At 72.4% G+C, this 22,903-nt stretch carries 20 protein-coding genes and 1 riboswitch; of the genes, 9 read left to right on the plus strand and 11 right to left on the minus strand.

Annotated elements, in window-relative coordinates; genetic code table 11:
• The first annotated feature begins 29 nt into the window (after positions 1 to 29).
• A complete protein-coding gene (locus ACO4JP_RS00185; protein WP_425955391.1) occupies positions 30 to 794 on the plus strand; it encodes a VOC family protein in 765 nt (254 codons plus the stop codon).
• Between the two features lie 95 nt (positions 795 to 889).
• On the plus strand, positions 890 to 1,690 hold the full coding sequence (locus tag ACO4JP_RS00190) for a DUF4190 domain-containing protein (protein ID WP_425955392.1): 801 nt from the start codon (positions 890 to 892) through the stop codon (positions 1,688 to 1,690).
• Here the strand turns inward: ACO4JP_RS00190 and ACO4JP_RS00195 are convergent.
• Positions 1,649 to 1,891, minus strand: a complete 243-nt coding sequence (locus ACO4JP_RS00195; RefSeq protein WP_425955393.1) for a hypothetical protein — start codon at positions 1,889 to 1,891, stop codon at positions 1,649 to 1,651. The two genes, ACO4JP_RS00190 and ACO4JP_RS00195, sit on opposite strands and share 42 nt — an antisense overlap.
• Before the next feature lie 38 nt (positions 1,892 to 1,929).
• Here ACO4JP_RS00195 and ACO4JP_RS00200 point away from each other — a divergent pair, with 38 nt between their 5' ends.
• Complete coding sequence (locus ACO4JP_RS00200; RefSeq protein ID WP_425955394.1) at positions 1,930 to 2,106, plus strand: hypothetical protein; 177 nt, start codon at positions 1,930 to 1,932, stop codon at positions 2,104 to 2,106.
• Between the two features lies 1 nt (position 2,107).
• Here ACO4JP_RS00200 and ACO4JP_RS00205 read toward each other — a convergent pair whose 3' ends face one another.
• A complete protein-coding gene (locus ACO4JP_RS00205; RefSeq protein WP_425955395.1) occupies positions 2,108 to 2,731 on the minus strand; it encodes a uridine kinase in 624 nt (207 codons plus the stop codon).
• 70 nt (positions 2,732 to 2,801) lie between these two features.
• Between ACO4JP_RS00205 and ACO4JP_RS00210 the strand changes: the two genes are divergently transcribed.
• The 3 genes from ACO4JP_RS00210 to ACO4JP_RS00220 all read left to right on the plus strand — a co-directional run bounded on the left by ACO4JP_RS00210 (position 2,802) and on the right by ACO4JP_RS00220 (position 5,293).
• Positions 2,802 to 3,467 carry a response regulator transcription factor gene (locus tag ACO4JP_RS00210; RefSeq protein WP_425955396.1) on the plus strand — a complete coding sequence of 222 codons (666 nt, stop codon included), beginning with the start codon at positions 2,802 to 2,804 and terminating at the stop codon, positions 3,465 to 3,467.
• Complete coding sequence (locus tag ACO4JP_RS00215; protein WP_425955397.1) at positions 3,455 to 4,720, plus strand: sensor histidine kinase; 1,266 nt, start codon at positions 3,455 to 3,457, stop codon at positions 4,718 to 4,720. The genes ACO4JP_RS00210 and ACO4JP_RS00215 overlap by 13 nt, the downstream gene beginning before the upstream one ends.
• A gap of 114 nt (positions 4,721 to 4,834) precedes the next feature.
• A complete protein-coding gene (locus ACO4JP_RS00220; RefSeq protein ID WP_425955398.1) occupies positions 4,835 to 5,293 on the plus strand; it encodes a GatB/YqeY domain-containing protein in 459 nt (152 codons plus the stop codon).
• A gap of 16 nt (positions 5,294 to 5,309) precedes the next feature.
• Here the strand turns inward: ACO4JP_RS00220 and ACO4JP_RS00225 are convergent, their stop codons facing one another.
• From ACO4JP_RS00225 to ACO4JP_RS00255, 7 genes are all read right to left on the minus strand, one after another.
• Positions 5,310 to 6,734: a sugar porter family MFS transporter gene (locus ACO4JP_RS00225; protein ID WP_425955399.1), complete on the minus strand. Its 1,425-nt coding sequence runs from the start codon at positions 6,732 to 6,734 to the stop codon at positions 5,310 to 5,312.
• 57 nt (positions 6,735 to 6,791) lie between these two features.
• Complete coding sequence (locus tag ACO4JP_RS00230) at positions 6,792 to 8,417, minus strand: amidohydrolase (RefSeq protein ID WP_425955400.1); 1,626 nt, start codon at positions 8,415 to 8,417, stop codon at positions 6,792 to 6,794.
• Between the two features lie 24 nt (positions 8,418 to 8,441).
• Complete coding sequence (locus tag ACO4JP_RS00235; RefSeq protein ID WP_425955401.1) at positions 8,442 to 9,707, minus strand: GmrSD restriction endonuclease domain-containing protein; 1,266 nt, start codon at positions 9,705 to 9,707, stop codon at positions 8,442 to 8,444.
• A gap of 81 nt (positions 9,708 to 9,788) precedes the next feature.
• Entirely contained in the window at positions 9,789 to 10,940 is a 1,152-nt protein-coding gene (locus tag ACO4JP_RS00240; protein WP_425955402.1) for an epoxide hydrolase family protein, read from the minus strand.
• A gap of 108 nt (positions 10,941 to 11,048) precedes the next feature.
• Positions 11,049 to 11,471, minus strand: a complete 423-nt coding sequence (locus tag ACO4JP_RS00245) for a hypothetical protein (RefSeq protein ID WP_425955403.1) — start codon at positions 11,469 to 11,471, stop codon at positions 11,049 to 11,051.
• Between the two features lie 105 nt (positions 11,472 to 11,576).
• Positions 11,577 to 12,332: a MerR family transcriptional regulator gene (locus tag ACO4JP_RS00250; RefSeq protein WP_425955404.1), complete on the minus strand. Its 756-nt coding sequence runs from the start codon at positions 12,330 to 12,332 to the stop codon at positions 11,577 to 11,579.
• 50 nt (positions 12,333 to 12,382) lie between these two features.
• Positions 12,383 to 12,868 carry a heme-degrading domain-containing protein gene (locus ACO4JP_RS00255; RefSeq protein ID WP_425955405.1) on the minus strand — a complete coding sequence of 162 codons (486 nt, stop codon included), beginning with the start codon at positions 12,866 to 12,868 and terminating at the stop codon, positions 12,383 to 12,385.
• Between the two features lie 102 nt (positions 12,869 to 12,970).
• A riboswitch (SAM riboswitch) is annotated at positions 12,971 to 13,093 on the minus strand.
• Between the two features lie 90 nt (positions 13,094 to 13,183).
• On the opposite strand from ACO4JP_RS00255, the gene ACO4JP_RS00260 reads away from it, so the two are divergent.
• Positions 13,184 to 13,762 (plus strand): CG0192-related protein, encoded by a 579-nt coding sequence (locus ACO4JP_RS00260; RefSeq protein WP_425955406.1) that lies wholly within the window; start codon positions 13,184 to 13,186, stop codon positions 13,760 to 13,762.
• Positions 13,763 to 13,886: 124 nt separating this feature from the next.
• On the opposite strand, the gene ACO4JP_RS00265 is transcribed toward ACO4JP_RS00260, so the two are convergent.
• Positions 13,887 to 18,485, minus strand: coding sequence for a glycoside hydrolase family 3 N-terminal domain-containing protein (locus tag ACO4JP_RS00265; protein WP_425955407.1), 4,599 nt, complete (start codon positions 18,483 to 18,485; stop codon positions 13,887 to 13,889).
• Positions 18,486 to 18,659: 174 nt separating this feature from the next.
• Between ACO4JP_RS00265 and ACO4JP_RS00270 the strand changes: the two genes are divergently transcribed.
• Together ACO4JP_RS00270 and ACO4JP_RS00275 are read left to right on the plus strand one after the other, a co-directional pair.
• On the plus strand, positions 18,660 to 18,968 hold the full coding sequence (locus tag ACO4JP_RS00270) for a pyrimidine/purine nucleoside phosphorylase (RefSeq protein WP_425955408.1): 309 nt from the start codon (positions 18,660 to 18,662) through the stop codon (positions 18,966 to 18,968).
• A 59-nt stretch (positions 18,969 to 19,027) separates the two neighbouring features.
• Positions 19,028 to 19,654, plus strand: a complete 627-nt coding sequence (locus ACO4JP_RS00275) for a hypothetical protein (RefSeq protein WP_425955409.1) — start codon at positions 19,028 to 19,030, stop codon at positions 19,652 to 19,654.
• A gap of 70 nt (positions 19,655 to 19,724) precedes the next feature.
• Here the strand turns inward: ACO4JP_RS00275 and ACO4JP_RS00280 are convergent, their stop codons facing one another.
• Positions 19,725 to 22,835, minus strand: coding sequence for a DUF3427 domain-containing protein (locus tag ACO4JP_RS00280; protein WP_425955410.1), 3,111 nt, complete (start codon positions 22,833 to 22,835; stop codon positions 19,725 to 19,727).
• Positions 22,836 to 22,903 lie beyond the last annotated feature (68 nt).

Here is a 22,903-nt window from a genome sequence, read left to right on the forward strand (position 1 = left end):
GGCGGGCCATCTCGGGAGGGAGCACCGTCATGGGCGAGGCGACGAGCACGACGGAGAGCACGCGCGCGACCGGGGGTGTCGGCGTCGTGGACACCGTGATCTTCGACGTCCCCGACGTCGAGGCCGCCGGGGCGTTCTGGCTGGAGCTGGTGCAGGGGCGTGTGATCCAGGAGTCGGACGAGTACGGGCAGTTCCTCGTCGTGGGCACGCGTGAGGGGTGGCTGCTGGGGTTCCAGCCGGCGCCGGACCTGGTGCCCGCGCAGTGGCCCGGGCAGGAGCACCCCCAGCAGCTCCACCTCGACCTGCGCGTGCCTGACCTGGCCGCGGCGACGGCGCACGCCCTGGCGCTCGGGGCGACGCTGCTGCGCGAGAACCCCAGGTGGAACACGCTCGCCGACCCGGCCGGCCACCCCTTCGACCTCTGCCTGAGCGACGAGGTGGACCGCACCACGGTGTGGGCCGTGACGTTCGACGTGCCCGACGCCGGGGCCGCCGCGCGCTTCTGGGCCGGCGTGCTGGGCGAGGAGGTCGCGTACGAGGGCGACGGCGTGGCCATGGTGGGCGGCTCGCGCACGGTGCTGTTCCAGCAGGTCGAGGGCTACCGCGCCCCCGACTGGCCGGACCCCGCGAGGCCGCAGCAGCTGCACCTCGACCTGGGCATCGGCGACCAGGACCCCGACACGGCCGAGGCCGCCGTGCTCGCGCTCGGCGCAACCCGGCTTCCCGGCGGCGGGAGCACGTTCCGGGTGTTCGCGGACCCCGCGGGGCACCCCTTCTGCCTCTGCCGGGACTGAGGCCGCCGCGGGGGCGCTGGTAACTTCGCCTGCCACCGGCGTGACGGCCGGGGCGGGCGTGCTCCACACTCGGTGCCGACGCCAAAGGAGGCCTCGTGACCGACCCGTTCGCCCCGCCCTCGCCGCACCCGGCGACACCGCCGCAGCCGGCGGCACCGTACGCACCCGAGGGCGCGGCGCCGTACGCCCCGCCATCCCCGTTGTCCACGCCATCCCCGGCGCTCGCTCACGGAGCGCCTGCACCGGCGTACCCGGGCGCCTCGGACACGGCGCCGGCCGTGCCGTATCCCTCCCCGTACGAAGCGCCGGCGGCCTACATGTCGCCGGCCGACGTGCCGTCAGGCGCGTACCAGGGCGCGTACCAGGGCACATACCCCAGCCCGTACGCAGCCGGCTACCCGTCGCCCCACGCGACACCGTACGGGACCGAGCCGCCACGCCAGCCCGGGACGGACGGCCTCGCCGTCGCGTCGCTCGTCACGGGCCTGGTCGGCCTCGCTGTCGTCCCGCTCGTGCTCGGCATCGTCGCGCTGCGCCGGATCGCGCGCAGCCGGCAGAACGGCAAGGGCATGGCGATCGCGGGCATCGTGCTCGGCTCGGTGGCGGTCGTCGTCGCCCTGGTGGCGACGACGGCGTTCACGTTCGGCACGATCGGCAGCGCCGTCGAGGGGGCCCTCGGAGCGGCCGGTCCCGGCGACGGCGCGCTGCCCGGGCAGTCCTACGGCGACAACGCGACGCTCGACAGGCTGTACGACCAGTGCGACCAGGGCGACATGCCCGCCTGCGACGACCTCTACGCCCAGTCCGAGCTCGACAGCGACTACGAGAACTTCGGTTTCAGCTGCGGCGGCCGGTCAGACGGCGAGGTGAGCTTCTGCACCGAGCTCTGGGACTGACGCAGCGCGGCGCCGTCGCGCGACGGCGACCGCCGCCCCCGCGATCAGCACCAGGACGAGGACGACCGGCCACGGCGTCGCCCACCCGCGGGCGTCGCCGTCGACGGCGGTGAGCACGCCCGAGGACCTGGCGGCGTCGGTGTAGACCGGCGCCGCCGTGACGGTGGCGTGCAGCAGGCCGCTCGCGACCACTCCGGGCACCGGGGCCCGGACGGTCCACCGCTCGCCCGGCAGGAGCCGTGGCGACTCGGCCCATCGAGGCGGTGCAGATCGGCGTCATCGCCGTCGTGTTCCCGCTGCTCACGCTGCTGCGCCGCCGCGCGCCGCGCACCGCGACCGCGCTGGGCGCCGTCGTCGCGGGCGGTGTGACGGTGATGGGCCTGGTGTGGTTCGTGCAGCGCGTGGCCGGCGCCTGAGTCAGCGCCGCAGCACGAGCGCTGGGTGGCGTGGGTCGTCGTAGCGCACGACGACGTCGGCGTGCCGCTCGGGCGCGACCTCCCGCCGGTACCGGTCGTACGCCGCGAGCTGCCAGGCGTCGTCGAGCGGCGTGCCGCGCGTCTCGGCCGCCCGGGACAGGGCGAGGTGCACGGTGACGTCGACGTCGAGCCACAGGCCCATGGCGAGCGACCCGTCGAGCACGACGACGGTGCCGGGGGCCGCCGCCACGTAGGCCGCCCGGGTGGACCGGTCCGTGACGGGGTCGCGCAGCGTGGGCAGGTAGCGGCCGTCCTTGACGACGGCGGTGAGCACCTCACGGTTGAGGGCGCCGGCGTCCACCCAGCCGTCGAGCAGCGAGTCGGCGTCGCGCCGCCCGTGCTCGAGGCGGAGCGACGCCGGGCGCAGGAAGTCGCGCGTCCGCACCCGCGCGACCGGGCGCCCTGCGGCGCGCAGTGGTTCGACGAGCGCGTCCGCGAGCTCCTCGGGACGCGTGGCAGGGTGGCCGTCCACCAGCAGCCGCACCGCCGTCGTGCCGCTGCTCGACACCACGAGGCCCACCACGTGCCGGACCAATGCCTCGAACGTCACCGGTTCCACGCGCACCGCGCCATGCTGCCACGCACGGCGAGGCGGCGACCGGCCGAGGCGCTTCTCCCCGCCATACGATCGTGACGTGACGAATCAGGTGGTACGTGTCGGCATCGTCGAGGACGAGGCGCTCATGCGCGGCATGCTCGAACAGACGCTGTCGGCCGAGCCGAGCTTGCGCGTCGTGCACTCCGTGCCCGGCGCCACCGAGGCGCGCCTGGTGTTCACCCCGGGGTCGGTCGACGTGGCGCTGCTCGACGTGCACCTGCCGGACGGGAACGGTGTCGCGCTGGGCGTGCAGCTGCAGCGGCAGGACCGGGACCTGGCGGTCATGCTGCTGTCCTCCGAGGACGTCATGGGCCTGTTCACCTCGGTCCAGGAGGAGGCGCCGAAGGCGTGGAGCTACCTGTCGAAGCGCTCGAGCTTCGCCCGTGACGTGCTGGTCCGCGCGGTCGCGGCGACGGCGGCAGGGCAGGTCGTGCTCGACCCGTACCTCGTGCAGCGCTCTGAGCCGCGCAGCGGATCGGCGGTCGCCGACCTCACCCCCGCCCAGTTCGGCGTGCTGCGCCTCGTGGCCGAAGGGCTGTCGAACCAGGCCGCGGCCGAGCGGCTCGGCATCAACACCCGTTCGGTGGAGTCCCACCTCAAGTCGATCTACCAGCGGCTCGGCATCGACGGCGACGGCAGCAACCGCCGCGTCGCGGCCGTGCTGGCCTTCGTCGAGCAGACGGGGCGCGCGTGGCGGACGTGACGACGGAGGTGATGACCCGGACCCGGCCGGGGCGTCCGCGCAGCCGTCCTGCGACCGACGAAGCCGTCCGCCTGCACGACCCGACGCGGACCGGCGTGCTGCTCGCGTCCACCAACGTGCTGCTGTACGCGCTGATGTCGCTGGCCCAGTGGGCCGGCTGGGGCGGCTGGTACGAGGCGTCGCGGCTCAGCGGCTTCGAGACGCTGGCCGAGGCGCTGGCCGTCATGGCGGTCAACCTCGGGTTCGGCCTGCTGATCGTGGGCGGCACGTTCGCGCTGCGCCCGATGACGTGGAAGGCCCGGGTCCGCTACCCGATCATCGCGCTCGTTGCCCTCGCTGCGTCGGTGCCGCGCGTGGTCGCGATGATGGCCATCTACTCGACGCCGTCGAGCGACGTATACGTCGGGGCCGAGTTCCTGGCGGGCTTCGCGGCCGGCTTCGTCGCCGTGGGCGCAGGCGTCTTCACGGCCGAGCTGATCAGCCGCGCGAACCAGGAGGAGGCGAAGCGCCTGCGCGAGGAACAGCGCGCGGCCTGCGCCGTCGAGGAGCTGCAGACGGAGGAGATGCGCGTGCGCCGCATGGTCTCCGACCAGCTCCATGGCACGCTCCAGCACCACCTGGTCACCGTCACCGCAGGGCTCGACGGCGTCGCCGCCCGCCTGGAGGCGACCGATGCCGCCGCAGCCGGCGAGCTGCAGGAGCTGGCCGAGCGCCTCGAGGAGATCCGCGAGCAGGAGGTGCGCTCCCTGAGCCACGCCGTGTTCCCCTCGGGCATCGAGCTGGGCACCATGCGCGCGCTCGAGCAGATGCTCCGCCGCCTCCCGCCGCAGGTCGCGACGTCTGTGACGGTCGGCCCGGAGTACCGCCGCGCGCTGGACGCGCACGAGGCGCCGATCCCCCTCGCCGAGCGGCTCGTCGCCGTCTACACCGTCGAGGAGGCGGTGACCAACGCGCTGAGGCACGGCCACGCGACGGCGGTGCACCTCGCCGTCGAGCTGCACCCCACCGACGATCCTGCGCAGTGGGTGCTCGACGTCGTCGTCGACGACGACGGCGCGGGCGTGCCGGACGCGCAGCCGGAGCTGCACGGGCTGTCCCGGCATGCGGAGCGGCACGAGGCGCGCGGCGGGTGGCTCGAGCTCGGGCAGAGCCCGCTGGGCGGGGGGCGCCTGCACTTCGTGCTGCCGTTCGTCCGTCAGTACCGCCCGGTGGACGGAGCGGACGCCGTCGTGGCCGCCGCCGAGAGGTTCTGACCGGAGCGCGTCGTCGGCGCGGACGATGGTTGTCGGCGGCGAGCACCAGGTCCTCCCGGCGCGTTCGGCGAGACCTCCCGGCGAGCTCGGCACGCGTGCGGCACTCTGAGGGGCATGACCACTCTCGAGCGCCTCACCTCCGACATGACCGCCGCCCTCAAGGCGCGTGACACGTTCGCGACGTCCACCCTGCGCCAGGTGGTGGCCGCCGTCCGCAACGAGGAGAAGGCCGGCAAGGTCGCCCGCGTGCTCACGGAGGAGCAGGTTCAGGCCGTGCTCGTCGCAGAGGTGAAGAAGCGGCGCGAGTCGTCCACCATCTACGCCGGCGCGGGTGCGGGCGACCGTGCCGCGAACGAGAGCGCCGAGGCGGACCTCATCGAGACCTACCTCCCCGCGGTGCTCTCCGACGAGCAGGTCGACCAGCTCGTCGGGGACGCCATCGCGGAGGTCGGCGCCACGAGCGTCAAGGACATGGGCAAGGTGATCAAGGCCGCGACCGCGGCCGCCGCCCAGACCGGCGGCCGGGTGGACGGCAGGACTCTGTCGGAGAAGGTGCGGGCGGCGCTCGCCTGACGCCCTGCGCTCACCCTCAGGCGACCATGTCCTCGAGCTCGCGCCCCTTCGTCTCGCGGACCGAGGTCAGCACGAACACGAACGACAGGGCTGCGAACAGCGCATAGATCAGGTACGGGATCGCCGCGCCGAAGGCGGAGAGCAGCGGCGGGAACGTCAGGGTGATGGTGAAGTTCGCGAGCCACTGCGCCGCCGCAGCGACGCCCAAGGCGGCTGCGCGGATGCGGTTCGGGAACATCTCGCCGAGCAGCACCCACACCAGCGGACCCCACGTGGCGCCGAAGAACACGACGAACAGGTTGGCCGACACCAGCGCGATCACTCCCCACGAGCCGGTGAGGCGCAGGCTGTCCCCCGACCCGGTGGACTGGGTGAACGCGACGGCCATGAGGCCCAGCGTCACGGCCATGCCCACGGAGCCGATGAGCAGCAGCGGCTTGCGGCCCACCTTGTCGATGAGGGCGATGGCGATGAACGTGACAAGGACGTTCGTGACGGCGGTGATGGTCGAGACCGTGAACGCCTGGGACTCCGCGAAGCCGACGGCCTGCCACAGCGTCGTCGAGTAGTAGAAGATCACGTTGATCCCGACGAACTGCTGGAACACCGACAGCAGGATGCCGACCCACACGATCGGCCGGAGGCCCAGTCGCGGTCCGCGCAGCGTGGCGGCGTGGGCGTTCTCCTCGTCCTGCCGGATGGAGTTGTGGATCTGCGCGAGGCGGTCGTCGACGTCCTCGTTCGGCCCCAGCACCGACGCGAGCACGCGCCGCGCGTCGGCGTCGTCGCCCCGCGCGGCGAGGTAGCGCGGCGACTCGGGCATCCGCAGCGCGAGCGCGCCGTAGACGACGGCCGGGATCGCGCAGACGAGGAACATCCACCGCCACGCCTCGAGGCCCAGCCAGAGCACGTTCGCGGCGCCGCTGGCGGCGGTGGCGAGAAGCTGGTCGGAGAGCAGCGCGACGAAGATGCCGAACGTGATGGCGAGCTGCTGCAGCGAGCCGAGCCGCCCGCGCATCGCCGCGGGCGCGATCTCCGCGATGTAGGCGGGCGCGATGACCGACGCGATGCCGATGCCGACGCCTGCGAGGAAGCGCCACACGGCGAGGTCGCCCGCCGAGAACGCGAACCCGGCCAGCACGGACGACACGAGGAACACGATCGCGCCGAGCACCATGACGCGCGTGCGGCCCCATCGGTCGGCGAGGCGGCCGCCGGCCCACGCACCGAGCGCGCACCCGAGCAGCGCGACGGCGACGACGAGGCCGGTGACCGTGGACTCGAGCTTGAAGTGTCCCTGGATGGCGTCGACCGCGCCGTTGATCACCGACGAGTCGAAGCCGAACAGGAAGCCGCCCACCGCGGCCGAGAAGGCAAGGGCGATGGCCTTGCGGTGCGCGGCAGTGGCCGTCGTCGGCATGGATGCGGATGGCGTGGACATGCTTCCATCGTGTGCCCACCTCCGGAAGCACACCCGTCGAGCGCGGCGGGGGCCGCCTCAGCGGCCGAGCGCGCGGTGCGTGAACCGGCCTCCCACCACCGTCGCGGCCACCGGCAGGGTGCGCAGGTTCGTGGCCGGGTCGAACGGGTCGTCATCCAGGACGGCCAGGTCGGCGGGCATGCCCACGGCCAGGGCCAGGGGCCGCCTGTCGACCGACGCCGCGAGCGCCGCCGGGACGTCGATCCGCTGCTCGGGGTGCCAGGGCTTGCGCCCGTCCCGCGACCGGGTGACCGCGGCGGCGATCGCGACCCACGGGTCGAGCGGGGCGACCGGAGCATCCGATCCGAGCGTGAGCCGCACGCCCGCCGCGAGGAGCGAGGCGAGCGGGAAGCAGCGTCCGTCCCGGCCCGGCCAGAGCTGCGCGGTGACGTCACGGTCGTCCATCGCGTGCTCGGGCTGCACGCTCGCGACGACGCCGAGCTCGGCGAAGCGTGCGACGTCGTCGGGCCGCAGGAGCTGGGCGTGCTCGATCGATCCACGCACACCGGACGCGGCGAAGGCGTCGAGCGCGAGCGCGTTGGCCTGGTCCCCGATGGCGTGCACGGCGGCCCGGAGCCCGGCGTCGCGGGCGCGGCCGAGCAGCGGCACGAGCCGCTCGGGCCCGACGGCGAGGTGCCCGTGCGCGTCCGGGCCCGCGAGCCCTGGATACGGGGCGAAGCAGTAGGCGGTGCGGGTGTTGAGCGACCCGTCGGTGATGACCTTGAGCGGACCCTGCGTGAGCAGGCTGTCAGGGCCAGGGCGCGCTCCGGGGCGCCCTGGGGCTGACAAGCGACTCGGGAGGAGCGGGTCGCCGTCGTGGAGACCCTCCGCGACCGTGGCGTCCAGGTGGTTCTCCCAGACCGCGGCGCGGACGCGCAGGCCGTCCCAGCCGGCCGCGCCGCGGCGGCGCCACGACGTGAGGTTGTCGGCCATCTCGAAGTCGACGACGCCGACGACGCCGCGCGTGGCCGCGGCTGCGGCGGCGTCGCGCACCAGGGCGTCCGCGACGTCGTCGCGCATCGCGACCAGGCGCTCGCTCACGCGCATCCACTCCTCCTCGCGCAGCAGCCCGGTCGGGTGCTCGAGGCCGAGGAAGCGCAGCCCCGCGGTGGAGGCCCACGCCGAGTGCAGGTCGCCCGCCACGAGCACGACGGGCGCGTCGCCGGCGACGGTGTCGAGCACGGCGGCGGTCGGCGCGCTCGACCACGTCGCCCACCGGAAGCCGAACCCGATCAGCGGGCGCCCCTGCTGGGGGGCGCTGGCCGGGTCATCCAGTCCGGCGCGGACGAGCTGCGCGGCGTGCCCGGGCGAGGTCGCGGCGGACACGTCGAGCCTGCGACGGCTGATGGCCCACTGCGTGAGATGGGTGTGCGCATCCCAAAGCCCAGGCAAGACGAAGCGCCCGCCGAGGTCGACCAGCTCACCCCCCAGCGGTTGCGGGACCCTGGGGCTCCGCTTCTCGGGGCCGATACCCGGAGCCGCAGAGTCCCACGACTGCTGGGCGGAGGTGGGGGCGGAGGTGGGGGCGGAGGTGGGGGTGGGGGTGGGGGTGATGGACGCGATGCGGCCCTTCAGCACGTGGATCGTCCACAGGCCGTCGCGGCCCGACAGGCGGGCGTTCGCCAAGTGGAGCGGCGCGGTCACGGCGTCACGCTACGCCCGCGCGGCTCACTCGCAGGCGACGCCGTCCTTGTCGCGGTCCATGGCCGCCCGGTAGCCCAGGTCGCCCGTGTGGAGCGGCGCCGCGCCGGCGGCACGGGCCGCGGTGCAGTTCTCGTAGTAGACGTCGGACGGGGCGGGGTTGTCCGCGGCGGGGGCAGGGTTCACCGGAGCCGACGACGGCGCGGGCGCCGGGTTGTCGGCCGGGGTCGGCGCGGGGTTGCCCTTCACGGGCGGCGCCGTCACCAGGCCGCCGGCCGGCAGCGGCTCGCCGGGGCACGCGGACAGCACCCGCACCATCGCGTCGCGCTCGGCCGCCGTGACCCATACGCCATACGCCTTCTTCACCGCGACCTGCCGCGCGACGTACGCACAGCGGAACGGCTTGTTCGGCGGCAGCCACGTGGCGGTGTCGCCGTCGCCCTTCGCGGAGTTGAGCGCACCCTTGGCTGCGAGCAGGTTCAGCGGGTCGTTGGCGAAGGTCTGCCGTGCCTGCGCCGACCACTGCTGCGCACCCTTCTGCCACGCGTCCGACAGCGCCACCACGTGGTCGATCTGGACCAGCGAGCTGGTGCCCTGGCCGCGCTGGAACGCGATCATCTCCCCCGAGTACGGGTCCGCGAACGTGCCGGTCAGCACCACGCAGCCATGCGTTCCGGCCTTGGTGACGACGCCGGTGAGGTCGCGACCCAGGATGTCGTTCCGGGTGTCGCAGCCGTTGCGGTCGACGTCGGACCACGCGGGGCCGAACTGGTCGCGCGAGTAGCCGGTCTTCGGGGCGCGGCCCTTGACGGTGAGTCCGGCGACAGCGGCGAGGGCGGTGCCTGGGCGGGCCTCCTGAGTCGGGGCGGGGGAGGACTGGGGTGGCGTGGCCGTGGGCGTCGGCTCGACGGTCGGCGTCGGTGACGGGTCTACGGAGGCGCTCGCGGCGGCGGTCCGGCTCGCGCTCGGCGCCGGTGCGCTCGCCGTCGTCGACGCCGCGACGTCCGCTGTCCCGCCCGCGGGGGCTCCGCCGTCGGACGCACCCGCAGAGGCGACGACCATGAGCGCGACCAGCGACCCGGCGCCGACCGCGGACGCGGTGCGGCGCCGCATGCGGCCCCACCACGTGCGCGTGGTGACCACGCCCCAGCCGGCGCTGAGCGCGAGGTAGGCAAGCGCGGACACGAGCATGCCCGCCGGGCCACGCGTCAGCCCGAGCACAGCGACGAGCACGAGGCCGCAGAGGCCCACCCAGAAGGCGGGACGGCGGCGAGCGGTAGTCGCGGAAGTCACGAGGACAACTGTGCCGGTCAGCGCCGCGCGTGTGGCGGATCGGCGGGTGAATCTGGCGCTGGGCGCTCGGGCCCCGCCGCGCTACCCGCGGAACGGCCGGAAGAACGCGCGCAGCTCCGCCGCGTACCGCTCCGGCTCCTCGAACGGGGCGAAGTGCCCGCCGTGCGGCGGCTCGGTCACGTAGACGGTGTTCGCGGTGCGCTCGAGCCACCCGCGTGGCGGCCGCACGACGTCGCCGCCGAAGATCGAGAACCCCGACGGCACCTCGACCCGCTGCGTGCGCCGCGTCATCGGGATGGCAGCGTTCGCGGCGTAGGTCCGCATGGACGAGCCGATGGTCCCCGTGAACCAGTAGAGCGACACGAGCGTGAGGATCTCGTCGCGCGTGAACCGGCTCTCGACGTCGCCGCCGCAGTCGCCCCACGCGCGCAGCTTCTCGACGATCCACGCCGCCAGCCCCGCCGGCGAGTCGGTGAGCCCGACGGCGGCGGTCTGCGGCTTGGTCGCCTGCATCGCGCCGTACGCACCCTCGGTCGCGCTCCAGGACCGGGTGTCGGCGATCCACCGGCGCTCGGCCTCGCTCAGCTCGCCGGGATCGCCGTCGAACACCGGGATGCCCGCGTCCGTGCGGTGCACGGCCACGACGCGGTCCGGGTGGTCCAGGGCGAGGAAACGGCTGACGTGGCTGCCCATGTCGCCGCCCGCCGCACCGAACCGCTCGTACCCCAGCGTGGTCATCAGCTCGGCCCACACGCCGGCGACGGCGACGGTGTCGAGCGGTCGGTCCGGGCGGTCGGAGTAGCCGAACCCCGGCATGTCGGGCACGACGACGTCGAACGCGTCCGCGGGGTCCGCGCCGTGCGCACCGGGGTCGGTGAGCAGCGGCACCACCTTGAGGTACCGCCAGAAGGCGTCCGGCCAGCCGTGGCACAGCACCAGCGGCAGGGCGGCCGACGTGGGAGCGCCGGCCGCGCGCACGTGCACGTAGTGGATGCCCAGCCCGCCGACGGTGACCCGGAAGTGCGGGTCCTGGGCGAAGGCCCGCTCCTGGGACGCCCAGTCGAAGCCGTCGGCCCAGTACGCGACGAGCTCGCGCAGGTAGTCGACGTCGGCGCCGAGCGACCAGCCGGCGTCCTCGGGGGCGTCGGGCCACCGGGTGGCGCGCAGGCGGGCCCGGAGATCCTCGATCGCCGCCCGGTCGGTGCGCGGGGTGAAGGGCTCCGGCGTCGGCATGTCCTCAACGTACGGGCGCGCGGGCCGAGTTTCACCCGGGCGGCGGCGTCCCGGATCCCTGCGGCACGGGCGCGTTGATCGCGACTCAGGCCAGCGGCCGACCGCCACTCAGGCGAGCTTGCGCCACCCCGGCAGCACGCGCTCGAGCGCGACGGGCAGCTCCACGGACTCCCCGTCCTTGCCGCCCTCGCCCAGCACCATCGGCGGCCGGGCCGGCTCGGGGTGCACGCCGCGCACCTTGTCGAGCGCGGAGAGCGGCGCGATGAGCACGTAGAAGCTGCCGTCGTCGCCGAGCGCGGCGGTGCGGTCGAGGCGCAGGTACCAGCCGCGCAACCGGGTGCGGGCATCGCCGCGGCCGCCGTAGCCGCGCACGCGCAGCGGCTCGGGCGCGGGCCCGTGCTCCTGGACCACGGGCAGGAACTCGTGCAGCAGCGCCTCGGCCTTCTGGTGCACGGCGTCCTGCCGCGCCCGCAGCCGCTCGGCCTGCACGCGCGCCGCCTCGGTCCGTTGCGCCACCCAGTCGTCGCTCACTCGTGCAGTCTGTCACCGCAGGCAGCGCTCGTTCGAGCGGCCGTCGCCGCCCGGGCGGGCACCCAGGCGCTCGACCAGCGCGATGGGTGCTCGATCGCGAGCCCCTCAGCGCCGCTCGACGAACACCCGCAGCGCGTCGCGGACCAGCGTCGCGCCCTCCAGGCCGCCGTAGTTCACCGCGAAGCGGGGGTCGGCCACGTACATCTCGCCCAGGCCGAGCAGGTACTCGTCGGGCGCGCGGCCGTCGTCGTGCCCCGGCGTCCCCGGGATGCTCGCCAGCCACTGCGCGTGCCGGGCCGCGAGCGCCTGCGCCTCGTCCGAGTCCGGCGCGACGCCGGCCCCGGCCGCTGCGACCCAGTCCGCGGTGAGCGCGGCGAGCCGCGCCTTCCACTCGGTCTGCCCTTCGGCGCCGAGCGACCGCCACCAGGCGTCGCTGCGCGTGTACGCCTCGCGGCCCCAGCGTTGCTCGACCTCCTCGCGGTACTGCGTGTGGTCGAACCCGTCGAGCATGTCCTTCGCCATGAGCGTCTCTCCCCCGCTGAGCGCCGCGAGCGTGCGCTCGACGGACGCGATCTGCCGGTCCAGCCGACGGCGGTCGCCGCGCAGCTGCTCCAGGTGGCCGCTCAGGGCGGCGGCCGGGTCGGTCTGCTCGGCGAGCACGCGCCCGACGGCGTCGAGCCCGAGCCCGAGCTGCCGCAGCAGCAGGATCCGCTGCAGCCGCGCGACGGCGTCGCCGTCGTAGTAGCGCAGCCCGCCGGAACCGGTGCGCGACGGCGGCAGCAGCCCCACGGCGTCGTAGTGCCGCAGGGTGCGGCTGCTCACGCCGGCGAGCCGGGCGACCTCCTGGATGGACCATTCCATGCCCTCGACGGTAGAGGTTGACGTTGCGTCAACCGCAAGCCTCAGGGCGATCAGGATGCGAGCGCGCGCAGCCCCTCGACGACGAGCGCGTGGTCCTCCGCCTGCGGCAGGCCCGAGACGGTCGCGACCCCGACGATCCCCACGCCTTCGACGCGGATCGGGAACGCCCCACCGTGCGCGACGTACTCCTGGAACGGCAGACCCGTGGCCTCGTTGAAGTCGTTCCCGCCGGCCGCGTGCCGCCGCCCCACCAGGTACGACGACGCGCCGAAGCGGTAGACGGTGCGCACCTTGCGCTCGACCCACGAGTCGTTGTCCGGCGTGGTGCCCTCGAGCGCCGCGTGGAACACCTGCTGGGTGCCCTTGCGGATGTCGATCGTCACGGCGAGCGAGCGCTCCTCGGCGAGCTCGACGAGCAGGCAGCCGAGCCGCCACGCGTCGTCGTGCGTGAAGGCGGGAAGGACGAGCTCGCGCTCCTCGTGCTCGAGGCGGGCGATGACGGCGGCGACGTCGTCGCCGGGGGTCCAGGAAGCCATGCGCACAGCCTGGCACGGGGAGCGATCCGGCGCGGCCGACCTCGCCTGCAGTCTCGACGTCGCTGCGCCCGCGGGCACAGCCCCGTGCCGCCGTCGACGTCAACCTCGCGCCTCCCGCGCTCCCGCGAACGGGTGGCGAGCCGGTCTTCCCCCTGGGGCACCGTGCGCGAGGGGCGCGGTTGCCGGACCAGCACGCGGAGGACGTGTCGCTGGCCGCTCTTGACCTGGGCTGGACGTTAAGCGAGGTCAGGTACCTCGCGCAAGCGGCAGACGGGCGATATCACGAGGCGCGCCAGGCGTGGCTAGCGTGACGCCATGGCGATCATCCACAGGGCGACCCTGACGCCCACCAAGCTCGAGCTGCTCGAGGCATGGCTCCCGTCGCAGCCATGGTTCCCCGGCGGCTCTGCGGCCGGGCTCGAGCGCGTCGCGGCCTTCCGGTTCGACGACCCGGCCGGCGAGGTCGGCGTCGAGACGCTGCTGGTCCGCACGCCCGGCGGCCCGCTGCTCCAGGTGCCGCTCACGTACCGCGGCGCGCCGCTCGAAGGCGGCGAGGCATGGCTGGTCGGCACGATGCAGCACTCGGCGCTCGGCCCGCGCTGGGTGTACGACGCCGAGGGCGACCCGGTCTACGTCGCCGAGCTCACGCGCGTGATCCGCGAGGGAGACGGCGAGGTCGAGCAGTTCTACGACACCCCGCAGGGCCCGGAGCCCAGGCCGGACGACACGCACGTGCACGGGAGCGGTGGCCCGGCAGCCGGCTCCGCAGAGCGTGGCCGGCTCACGGTCGTCCGCGTCCTCGACGGCACGACGACGGCGCCCGCCGGCGCGGCGACGCTCACGGGCACGTGGGCGGACCACCCCGGACCGGCGCTGCTCGCCACCCTCGCCTGAGGCCCTGGAGCTCCGCTCCCTCCCCCTGGGCTGACACACCTCTCCCCTTTCGGCGTCGTACCTGCTGCCGTTCTGGTCGCCAGAACGGCATCAATGACGACGCCGAAAGGGGAGGCGGATGGGTTCAGTCGCGGTTGGCCGGGAGCTTCACCCCCGTCGCCGCCGCGAGCAGGCGCACTGCCGTGCCCGGCTGACCCGTGAGGAGCGCGTGCTCCGCGTTCGACGTCTGGGTCGCGTTGCCCGCCGTCCCGTTGCCCGCCACCACGGCAGCCTGCGCGAGGTCACGGGCCACGCTGACGACGACGTCGGCCGCGCGGTAGCGGTCGGTCGCGCCGTCGGCGGTCCAGCCCGCCGCGGAGGCGTCGAACTTCAGGTCGGCGGCCGCGCCCTGGAGCAGGGTGAACGCCGGCCGCGTGTCCCGCACGGTGCCGTCAGCGGCCCAGAAGTCCGCCTCGAGCAGGCGGCGCACCGCCTTGTACTCCGTCGAGCCCGCCCCGAGCGTGGACTGCAGCGCGACCAGCCGCCCCCGGGGCGAGTCGGTCCGCAGGCCCCAGCCGAACGCGAACTGCGGGTCGTACGACGCGTCGCCCACGTTGTCCGGCTTGTGGTCGTCCGACTTCGGCCACGTCACCGGCAGGCGACCGGTGAACGGCTGGTCGCCGAACAGCACGTCGGCCACGCCCGCGCCCTCGGTGCCCGGGAGCCACGAGGCCACGAGCGCGTCGATCTCCGAGAGCTGGTCGGACACGAGCTGCGGCCGCCCGCTGACGACGAGCACCACGCACTCCATGGCGCCGCAGACCTTGTCGATCGTCGCCTTGTCGGCAGCCGAGAGCGACAGCGAGAACTGCGACCCCGACCCGTAGCGCACGTCGCCCACGCCCTCGGCGTAGGGGCGCTCGCCCACCACGACGACACCGACGTCGGCCCCGTCCATCGGCGCAGATGCGTCCGGGCTGATGGTGACGTCGCCGCTCGACGCCGCCCGGATGGCCTGGCTGATCGTGGTGCCCTGCGTGATGTTGCCAGCCGAGCCCTGCCAGGAGATCGACCAGCCGCCGAGCTGGCGGCCCAGGTCGTTCGCGGTCGAGCCGGCGACGTAGACGTTCGCGTCCTTGGCGAGCGGGAGAGCGCCACCGGCGTTCTTCAGCAGGACCTGCGACTCGGACGCCGCCTGGCGGGCGACGTCGCGGTTCTCGGCCGAGCCGACCCCGTCGATGTTCGTGCGGTCCGCGAACGGGTGCTCGAACAGGCCGAGCGCGAGCTTCTCGCGCAGGATCCGCGAGACGGCGTCGTCGATGCGCGCCTGGCTGACGTCGCCCGACGCGACCGCCGCCTCGATCGCGGCGATGAAGCCGTCGTAGTTGTACGGCGCCATCGCCATGTCGACGCCGGCGTTGACGGCCCGGACCGCCTTCTGGGCGTAGGTGCCGCCGGGCAGCTTGTCGATGCCCTCCCAGTCGCTGATGACGAACCCGTCGAACCCGAGCGTCCCCTTGAGGACGTCGTTGTTGAGGTGCGCGTTCTCGTGCATGCGCACCACGGGGCCGTCGCCGATCTGCACCGCCGAGTAGGACGGCATGACCGATCCGGCGCCCGCGGCGATGGCCGGCTTGTACGGGTCGACGAAGAGCCGCTGGAACTCGGACTCGGTGGCGGCGTGGGTGATGCCCTGGTCGATCGGGTAGCCCGAGCCGGTCACCGACTCGTCGTAGGTGGTGCCGCCGTCGCCCGTCCAGTGCTTGACGGTGGCAAGCACCTCGTCGGAGCCCGACATGTCGGCGGGGTCGTCGCCCTGGAAGCCGCGCACGACGTCGGCGCTGAACGCGGACACCAGCGCCGGGTCCTCGCCGAACGACTCGTAGGAGCGGCCCCAGCGCTCGTCGCGCGTGACGCACAGGCACGGCGAGAACACCCACGGGATGCCGGTGGCCCGCACCTCGGTGGCCGTGACCTGCGCGGCCTGCCGCACCAGCTCGGGGTCGCGCGAGGCGCCCAGGCCGATGTTGTGCGGGAAGAGCGTCGCGCCGACCACGTTGTTGTGGCCGTGGACGGCGTCGACGCCGTAGATCATCGGGACCTGCAGCCGCGTGGTGAGGGCCTCGCGCTGGAACCCGTCGATCATGTTCGCCCAGCCGGCGGCCGTGTTGTCGGCGGGGACGGAGCCGCCGCCGCTGAGCAGCGACCCCAGCCCGAGCGACGAGATGTCCGACGTCGCGGCCAGGCCCAGGCGCTCGGCCTGTGCCATCTGCCCGACCTTCTCCTCCAGGGTCATGCGCCCGAGCAGGTCGGTGACGCGCTGCTCGGTGGGCAGCGATGCGTCGAGGTAGGGCAGGCCGTGCGCGTTGATCACCACGCGCGCCGACCCGACGGCGGCGCCGTCGGACGCGAGCGCGACGGGGATGCTCTTCGCCTCGCTGCTCCCGGTGGCCGGGCTGGTCGAGACCTCGAACGACTGGACGGCGCCCGGCAGGGCGCCGGCGTCGAAGGTCGCGGCGCCGGAGAACGGCGCAAAGTCCGTCCCCGCGACCGCCGTGCCGCCCGAGCCCAGGCCGTACGTCACGGTCACCGGCTCGGCGAGGGCCTCGCCGTCGGACGTCGCGAGCGTGAGGTTCACGCGCGCGGTGCCGCCGGCGTCGACCAGGACGACGTCGGGCGACGCCGACACCGTGGCCAGCACGGGAGCAGCGGGCGCCCCATACACCTGGAAGTCGTCGACCTTGTAGCCGGTGCGGACGGTGTCCGTGGGCATGGTCAGGGCGTAGCCCCAGGCGCGGGTGAGGTCGAGCGTGCCGTTCTGGATGTCGGCCGGGCCCGGCTGGTAGTCGCCGCGGCGCGTGAACTGGCTCAAGGGCAGCTCGACGAGCTTCCAGCGCGAGCCGTCCGCCGACCAGTTGTCCTTGAACGTCGTCTGGAACAGCTCGCTGTGCTCGCCGTCGGGGCCGTCGTCCTTGAGCTCGACCTTGATGTCGGCGCCCGCGGTGGGCGACGCCGGGCGGGAGTCCTGCGAGGCGTACCACCAGAAGCGGATGCCGCCGTAGGAGGACCAGTTCTGCGGCGTCGCCAGGTCGTGGCTGAAGCCGCCCCACTTGCCCGCGGCGACCTGGTAGTCGCCGGCGAGCACGTGGTTGCCCGCGGGCGCGGCGCCGTCACGGGTGTCCTCGGTGATGCTGAGGCTCGGCTTGGAGGCCTCGTCGGCGCCCCACGCGAAGACGCCGACGGGGTTGGCGTCCGTGGACAGCGTGACGTCGCCCTCGAAGGACGCGATGCTGATCGCGCGCTCGACGAGCGAGAAGTCGTCGAACATCCAGGCGCCGCCGCCGAGGTCGCTCAGCGTGACGGCGTAGCCCCAGGCGGTCTTCGGGTCGAAGCGGTCGGCGGCGTTCGGCGAGCCCTTCTTGCGCAGGTCGGCGAAGCGGATGGTGACCTGCTGCCAGCCGCTCATGGTGTCGGGGAACGAGGTCTCGAAGAGCGTCGCGCTGCCCGCCGAGGAGCCGCCAGACTTGAGCTCGTACCGCAGGTTCTTGCCGCTGCCGGCGCCATGGAACCAGAAGGTGAAGGCGTCGGCGTCGGACCAGTCCTGCACCTCGCCGAAGTCGTGCGTGAACCCGGACCAGCCGCCTGCGCCCACGGCGCCGACCTTGGCCTCGAGGGCGTGGGATCCGGCCGTCGCTCCGGGCCGGCCCGACGCGTCGACGCGGGTCAGGACGGGAGTGGCGTCGCCGTCGGAGCCCCACCCGAAGACGGGCAGGGTCTCGGACTCGAAGTCGTCGAACGCGATGGGCTCGCCGACGTTCGGCACGTCGCCGTGCGCGCGGAGCGTGACGGTGTGCTGCTGGAACTTGCCCTGCCGCGTGCCGTCGGTCGCGCCTGCGATGGCGAGCGAGAACGTGCGGTCACCGGCCAGCGCGCCGTGGTCCGTCGTCGTGACGGTGACGTTGGCACTGGTCTGACCTGCGGGGATGACGACGTCGGTGTCGACTGCGGCGTAGTCGTCGCCGGCCTTGGCGGTGCCGTCGGTGCTGGTCACATGGACGGTGGTGTCCTGCGCACGCGGGCTGGCCAGGCGCAGCGGGACGACGACGTCGTCACCGGCGTCGACGGCGGTGCTGCCGGACGCGAACCCGAGCGTCGGGTGCGGGGACGTGCCCCAGACCTCGAGGCTGAACAGCGAGTAGCCGTACCAGTGGAGCTTCGGGGCCTCCCAGTCGAAGGAGACGCGGCCCGTCATGTCGAGGCGGACGTAGCGGGCCTGCGTGGCGTCGGGGAGGTCGATGACCTGGGTGCCGCCGGTGGCGCCCTGCTCGGTGTCGACGGTGTGCCAGCTGGCCGCGTCGTCGGGGGCGGCGTCGGCGACCTCGACGGTGAAGTCGGTCGCGTACGCGGCCTCCCACACGAGGCGCAGCGAGTCGAGGCTCGAGACCTCGCCGAGGTCGAGCTGCAGCCACTGTGGCCAGTCGACGTCCTGGTCGGGGCCGTTGCCGCTGGCCCAGCGAGTGCTGGGGTTGCCGTCGGTGACGGCGTCGGGCGGGAAGCGACCGTCGTTGTCGTTCTGGAACGCCGACGCGGTGGCGACGGCGTCGCGCGCCAGGTCCCCGAGGGCGGGATCGCCCGGGGCTGCGGCGGCGGGGGCGGCAGTCGCAGCCGCGATCCCGAGGGGGATCGCGAGCGCTGCGACGAGGGACACGGCGGAGAACGCCGAGGTGGAACGGGAGGGCAGCATGTTCACTCCGTCGTGGTTACTGACCTGTTAGCGGGCCGAGGCTAGCGCGGACCGTGTGAGGCGCGCCACTGCTGCACCCGCCTCCGTCGGGGCGGTCAGAACGCCAGGAGGTTCGACGTCGAAAGCGTGGACAGCTCGTCAGGCCGGGCTTCCGCGCGGCTAGCCTCCCGGGCCATGACCTACGAGAACGTCACCCTCGACCCCACCGCGAACGTCTACTTCGACGGCAAGTGCGTGAGCCACACGTTCTACCTCGCGGACGGCACGCGGAAGTCGGCCGGGGTCATCCTGCCGGCGTCCCTGACTTTCGGGACCGGTGCGCCTGAGGTCATGGAGCTGCACTCCGGCGCGTGCGAGGTGCGGCTCGCCGGGAGCTCCAAGTGGGTCTCGTACTCGGGTGGGGACAGCTTCTCGGTGCCGGGGGACTCGTCGTTCGAGATCGCGGTGTCGGAAGCGGTGTCGTACGTCTGCCACTACGGCTGAGCTCTGGCAACCGGTGGTTGAGCCTGTCAAAACCACGCCAGGCCTGATTTGATGCCCGCATGGAACCGGAGTCTGCCGAGTCCTACTACGCCCGGATCGCCGCAGCGACCGACGCCGGCGGACGCCTCCCCGTCGTCACCGACGGGTCGCTGAGCTGGGACATCTTCCCGTTCGAGGCGGGCTCGCTGCGCATCAAACCGTTGCAGCCCCTCGCCGACGCCGAGCCGCCCCGCGACGGGGAGGATCCCGCCGAATGCTGGTGCGCGTCGTCCGACGACGGTGTTCGCCTCCGCGCCGCGGTGTGGCACAACGAGCGGTGGGTGCTGCGGCTCGTCGAACCGGCGAGCATGCCGCTCGCTCTGATGCTCGAGCCCTTAGCGCACCATGACGTGGCGGGGCTGTCGAAGGAGCTGGCCGCCGAGATGGGGCAGCTCATCGTGTCCGTGAGCGCGGCCATGGAGGCGCTGCCAAGTGTCGGGCGGGCGCAGATCGCCCGGTATGGCGATGGGGCTGCGCACGCGCACCTGTTCTTCTTTGGGCGGCCAGCCCGGGTGCTGCAGCTGCGGGGGTCGCCGTTGCTGGAGTGGTCTACCTGTCTGCCGATGGTGCCTGGGGATGTGCTGCGGGCGAATGCCGGGTATGTGGCGGGGCGGGTGGCTGTTGATATGGGTGGGGACACCACTTAGGGGGTCATCAGAGGAACGCGTGGCCACGAGGAACGCGTGGCCACGAGGAACGCGTGGCCACCCTCACGCCTCACGCCGCGGCGACTCTCGCCATCGTAAAGAAGTCAGTCGGCATCGCGTGCTTGAGCAGCCAGGTGATGGCGATTGGCCGCTCGCCGTGGTGCGAGACGTAGGTCGCCGGTCCCAAGAAGAGGAAGGGCGCGCCGCTGCCAAAGTCATCTACGTCTGTCTCGCGGGCAAAGAGCAGAATGCTACTGCTCCCGTTGAGGTACCTCTGACCTGTTGGCGAGGCGACAGTCGTGCGGCTTTGCGATTCCCAATGGAACAAGGTTGGGCTGATCGGGTAGTCGCGATACAGCGTTGTCGGCGAGAACGCCTTATCTGACTTCTTGAGCTGGATGAAGAAGGCATCGGCGTTGAACTCCTGCGAGTACACCACGCCTTCGCGGAAGCTGGTCGGGAGCCTGTCGAGCCGGGCCCATCGCAAGGCGGCGAGGATCTCCTCTCGCCGGTATCGCGCGTGCACCTGAAGTGGAATCCCCGAGAGCGACCCGTCGAGGGCGAACGTCGGCCTGCGTGCGCTGTCAAAAGCCAGATCGACGACGCTCGACAACTCCGCACGTGCTCCGATCTCCAGCCTGAGGGCTGCCAGTCCCGCTCCGAACGAAGGGAATCGTCCACTGTTCTTTCCGGCGTCAGGCCAGATCGAGAAAAGGAGCATCGTCGCGAGTTCACGCTCGACGGGCGAGAGATCGTCCCAGCGAGCGTTGTCCCTGAGAACTCGCTGGTAGCCGTGTGCACGGACCGCGTCGTCGACATGAGCGAAGTTCCGCACCCGCTTCAAGATCTCGTTCTCTCGCGGACCGGGTGTGGAGACCTCCAGCCCCACTTCGCGACGAAGCCGCGTCCAGGACCGGCCCGGCTTGAGCACATCGGCGAGTTCGGCTCCCGACTCGTCGAGAAATCCTCCGAGGTCGGCATCGGGCACGCGCCGGAGCTCATTCAGGAGATCGCGCCATCGGCCTCCGATCTGGGACCGTAGGTTGTCCAGGATCATGTCCCTGGCCACCTTGTCCATCGCGATCTGGCTGCCGCTGGGTAAGAAAGGGAAGTCGCTCTGGACAGCTGCCTGGAGTCGTCCGCGGCCGATGCCTGTCAGGGCGCCAAGCTTGATGTCCCATCGGAACCGCGAGTTCTGCAGGCCCACGAAGTCGAGAACCGTCAGCACGGCCTTCGTTGCGGTCCGGCGAAGGCCACGCCCCAACTGCTGGAGGAAGATGGTCGCGCTCTCCGTCGGTCGGAGGAACAGCACCGTGTCGACCGACGGAATGTCGAGGCCCTCGTTGAACACGTCAACGGTGAAGATGACGTTGACCCGACCCTCGCCGAGTGCGGTGATTGCCGCCGCACGATCGCGGGCGAGTGTCTCGCCGGTCACCAGCGCGGCCGGTATTCCCGCCTCGTTGAACGTGCGCGCCATATAGGAGGCATGCGCGACGGAGGCGCAGAATCCCAATGCACGCATAGTTCCCGGGTCGAGAACCTTGTCCCGCAGCTCACGGAGGATGATGCGCGCCCGCGCCTCATTGCCCGTGAAGAGGTTCGAGAGCTCGGTGTCGTCATACCGACCCGCGCGCCAGGTCACCGCGCTGAGGTCCGTCCCGTCGGAGACGGCGAAGTAGTGGAATGGGCACAGCAGGTCGGCATCCAGCGCGTCCCACAACCGCAGCTCGGAAGCGATTCGGCCGCCGAAGAACTCCTGCGCAACGTTCGTGCCGTCGGCGCGCTCAGGAGTCGCAGTCAGCCCGACGAGTTCTCGAGGCCGAAGGTGGTTGAGAATCGCCCGATAGGTTCGCGCCGCGGCATGGTGGAACTCGTCGATCACGATCACCTCGAAGGCGTCGACGGGGAATCGAGCGACGCCGTAGGAGGACAGCGACTGTACGCTCGCGAACACATGGGTCCAGGCGGTCGGTGCGACGCCACCGACATAGAGCTCGCCGAAGTTCGCGTCGGCGAGGACCTCGCGATATGTGCGCAGTGATTGCGTCAGGATCTCCTTGCGGTGTGCGACGAACAGCAGTCGCGGACGCGCCCCGCCGGCCTGCTCGCAGAGCCTTCGGTAGTCGAGGGCGGCCACCACGGTCTTACCCGTGCCGGTTGCCGCGACGAGGAGGTTGCGGTGTCTGTCGTGCAGAACGCGCTCGGCCTCGAGCTCGTCAAGCATCTCCTGCTGGTACGGGTACGCCCGCACGTCCAGCCCGGCCAAGGAGATCGTGACACGGTCACGTCCGGGGCCACCGCCCGCCTCTGCGAGAGCTCTGTCGAGGCGATCGGAGTCGATGTCCGGGTTGTATGGCTGAAAGGACGCGTCGTTCCAGTAGGTGTCAAAGGTCGCGTCGAACTTGTCGAGGAGCGACCCCATGGCGACTCTCGAGAGACGCACGTTCCACTCGACGCCGTCGAGCATCGCCGTATGCGTGAGATTCGATGAACCGACGTAGGCCGTGTCGAAACCAGTGTTGCGGTGAAACATCCACGCCTTCGCGTGCAAGCGCGTGCGAAGCGCGTCGTACTGGATGCGCACGTCGGCGCCGTACTCACGGACGAGCTTGTCAAGCGCCTTGCGTTCGGTCGCGCCGGTGTACGTCGTCGTGATGACTCGGAGACGACCGCCCCGTTCCGCGAGCCGCCGCAGTTCCGGCTCGAGTAGCCGGAGCCCTGCCCAGCGAACGAATGCGCACAAGAGATCGACGTGGTCCGACGTCGCGATCTCAGCCTTGATCTCAGGGCCGAGGTTGGGTTCCGACTTCGCATTGGTGAGCAGCGCGGCATCGCCGAGCGGGGTCGTCGGCCGGACGTCGTCGTATGTGATGACGCCGGGCCCGGCCGCCGGGACGAGCCGGAGCAGCTGGCGCGGCGGACTCGCGACTGCGCGTTGCGGCTCCCCCAACAGCGAGAGGACCCGATTGCCGAGTGCAAGAGCACTGGCTGCGTCGTCTGCACGCGCGAATGAGCGGAGGGCTGAGTCGTAGATGTGCCTCGCGAGCAGGTGCGGGAGATCCGCGTCATCGACTTTCTCGAGCTTGATCGTGAGGTCGCTGAGCTGGGCGAGCGCCTCGTCGAGCTCAGTAGTCACCACGTCCTCACGGAGGCCGAACTCTGCCCATTCCTCGTTCACGTGCACAGCTTGGCGTACCGGCCCGGCAAAGCTGATCATTGACGCCGCATGTGAAAAGGCGTCGTCGC

This window comes from Xylanimonas sp. McL0601 (genome assembly GCF_049852175.1).
In the GTDB taxonomy this organism is placed as follows: Bacteria; Actinomycetota; Actinomycetes; order Actinomycetales; family Cellulomonadaceae; genus Xylanimonas.

Coding starts and splice junctions, on each gene's coding strand:
- ACO4JP_RS00185 (WP_425955391.1), top strand. CDS start 30: ATGGGCGAGGCGACGAGCACGACGGAGAGCACGCGCGCGACCGGGGGT.
- ACO4JP_RS00220 (WP_425955398.1), top strand. CDS start 4,835: ATGACCACTCTCGAGCGCCTCACCTCCGACATGACCGCCGCCCTCAAG.
- ACO4JP_RS00225 (WP_425955399.1), bottom strand. CDS start 6,734: ATGTCCACGCCATCCGCATCCATGCCGACGACGGCCACTGCCGCGCAC.
- ACO4JP_RS00240 (WP_425955402.1), bottom strand. CDS start 10,940: ATGCCGACGCCGGAGCCCTTCACCCCGCGCACCGACCGGGCGGCGATC.
- ACO4JP_RS00250 (WP_425955404.1), bottom strand. CDS start 12,332: ATGGAATGGTCCATCCAGGAGGTCGCCCGGCTCGCCGGCGTGAGCAGC.
- ACO4JP_RS00255 (WP_425955405.1), bottom strand. CDS start 12,868: ATGGCTTCCTGGACCCCCGGCGACGACGTCGCCGCCGTCATCGCCCGC.
- ACO4JP_RS00260 (WP_425955406.1), top strand. CDS start 13,184: ATGGCGATCATCCACAGGGCGACCCTGACGCCCACCAAGCTCGAGCTG.
- ACO4JP_RS00265 (WP_425955407.1), bottom strand. CDS start 18,485: ATGCTGCCCTCCCGTTCCACCTCGGCGTTCTCCGCCGTGTCCCTCGTC.
- ACO4JP_RS00270 (WP_425955408.1), top strand. CDS start 18,660: ATGACCTACGAGAACGTCACCCTCGACCCCACCGCGAACGTCTACTTC.
- ACO4JP_RS00275 (WP_425955409.1), top strand. CDS start 19,028: ATGGAACCGGAGTCTGCCGAGTCCTACTACGCCCGGATCGCCGCAGCG.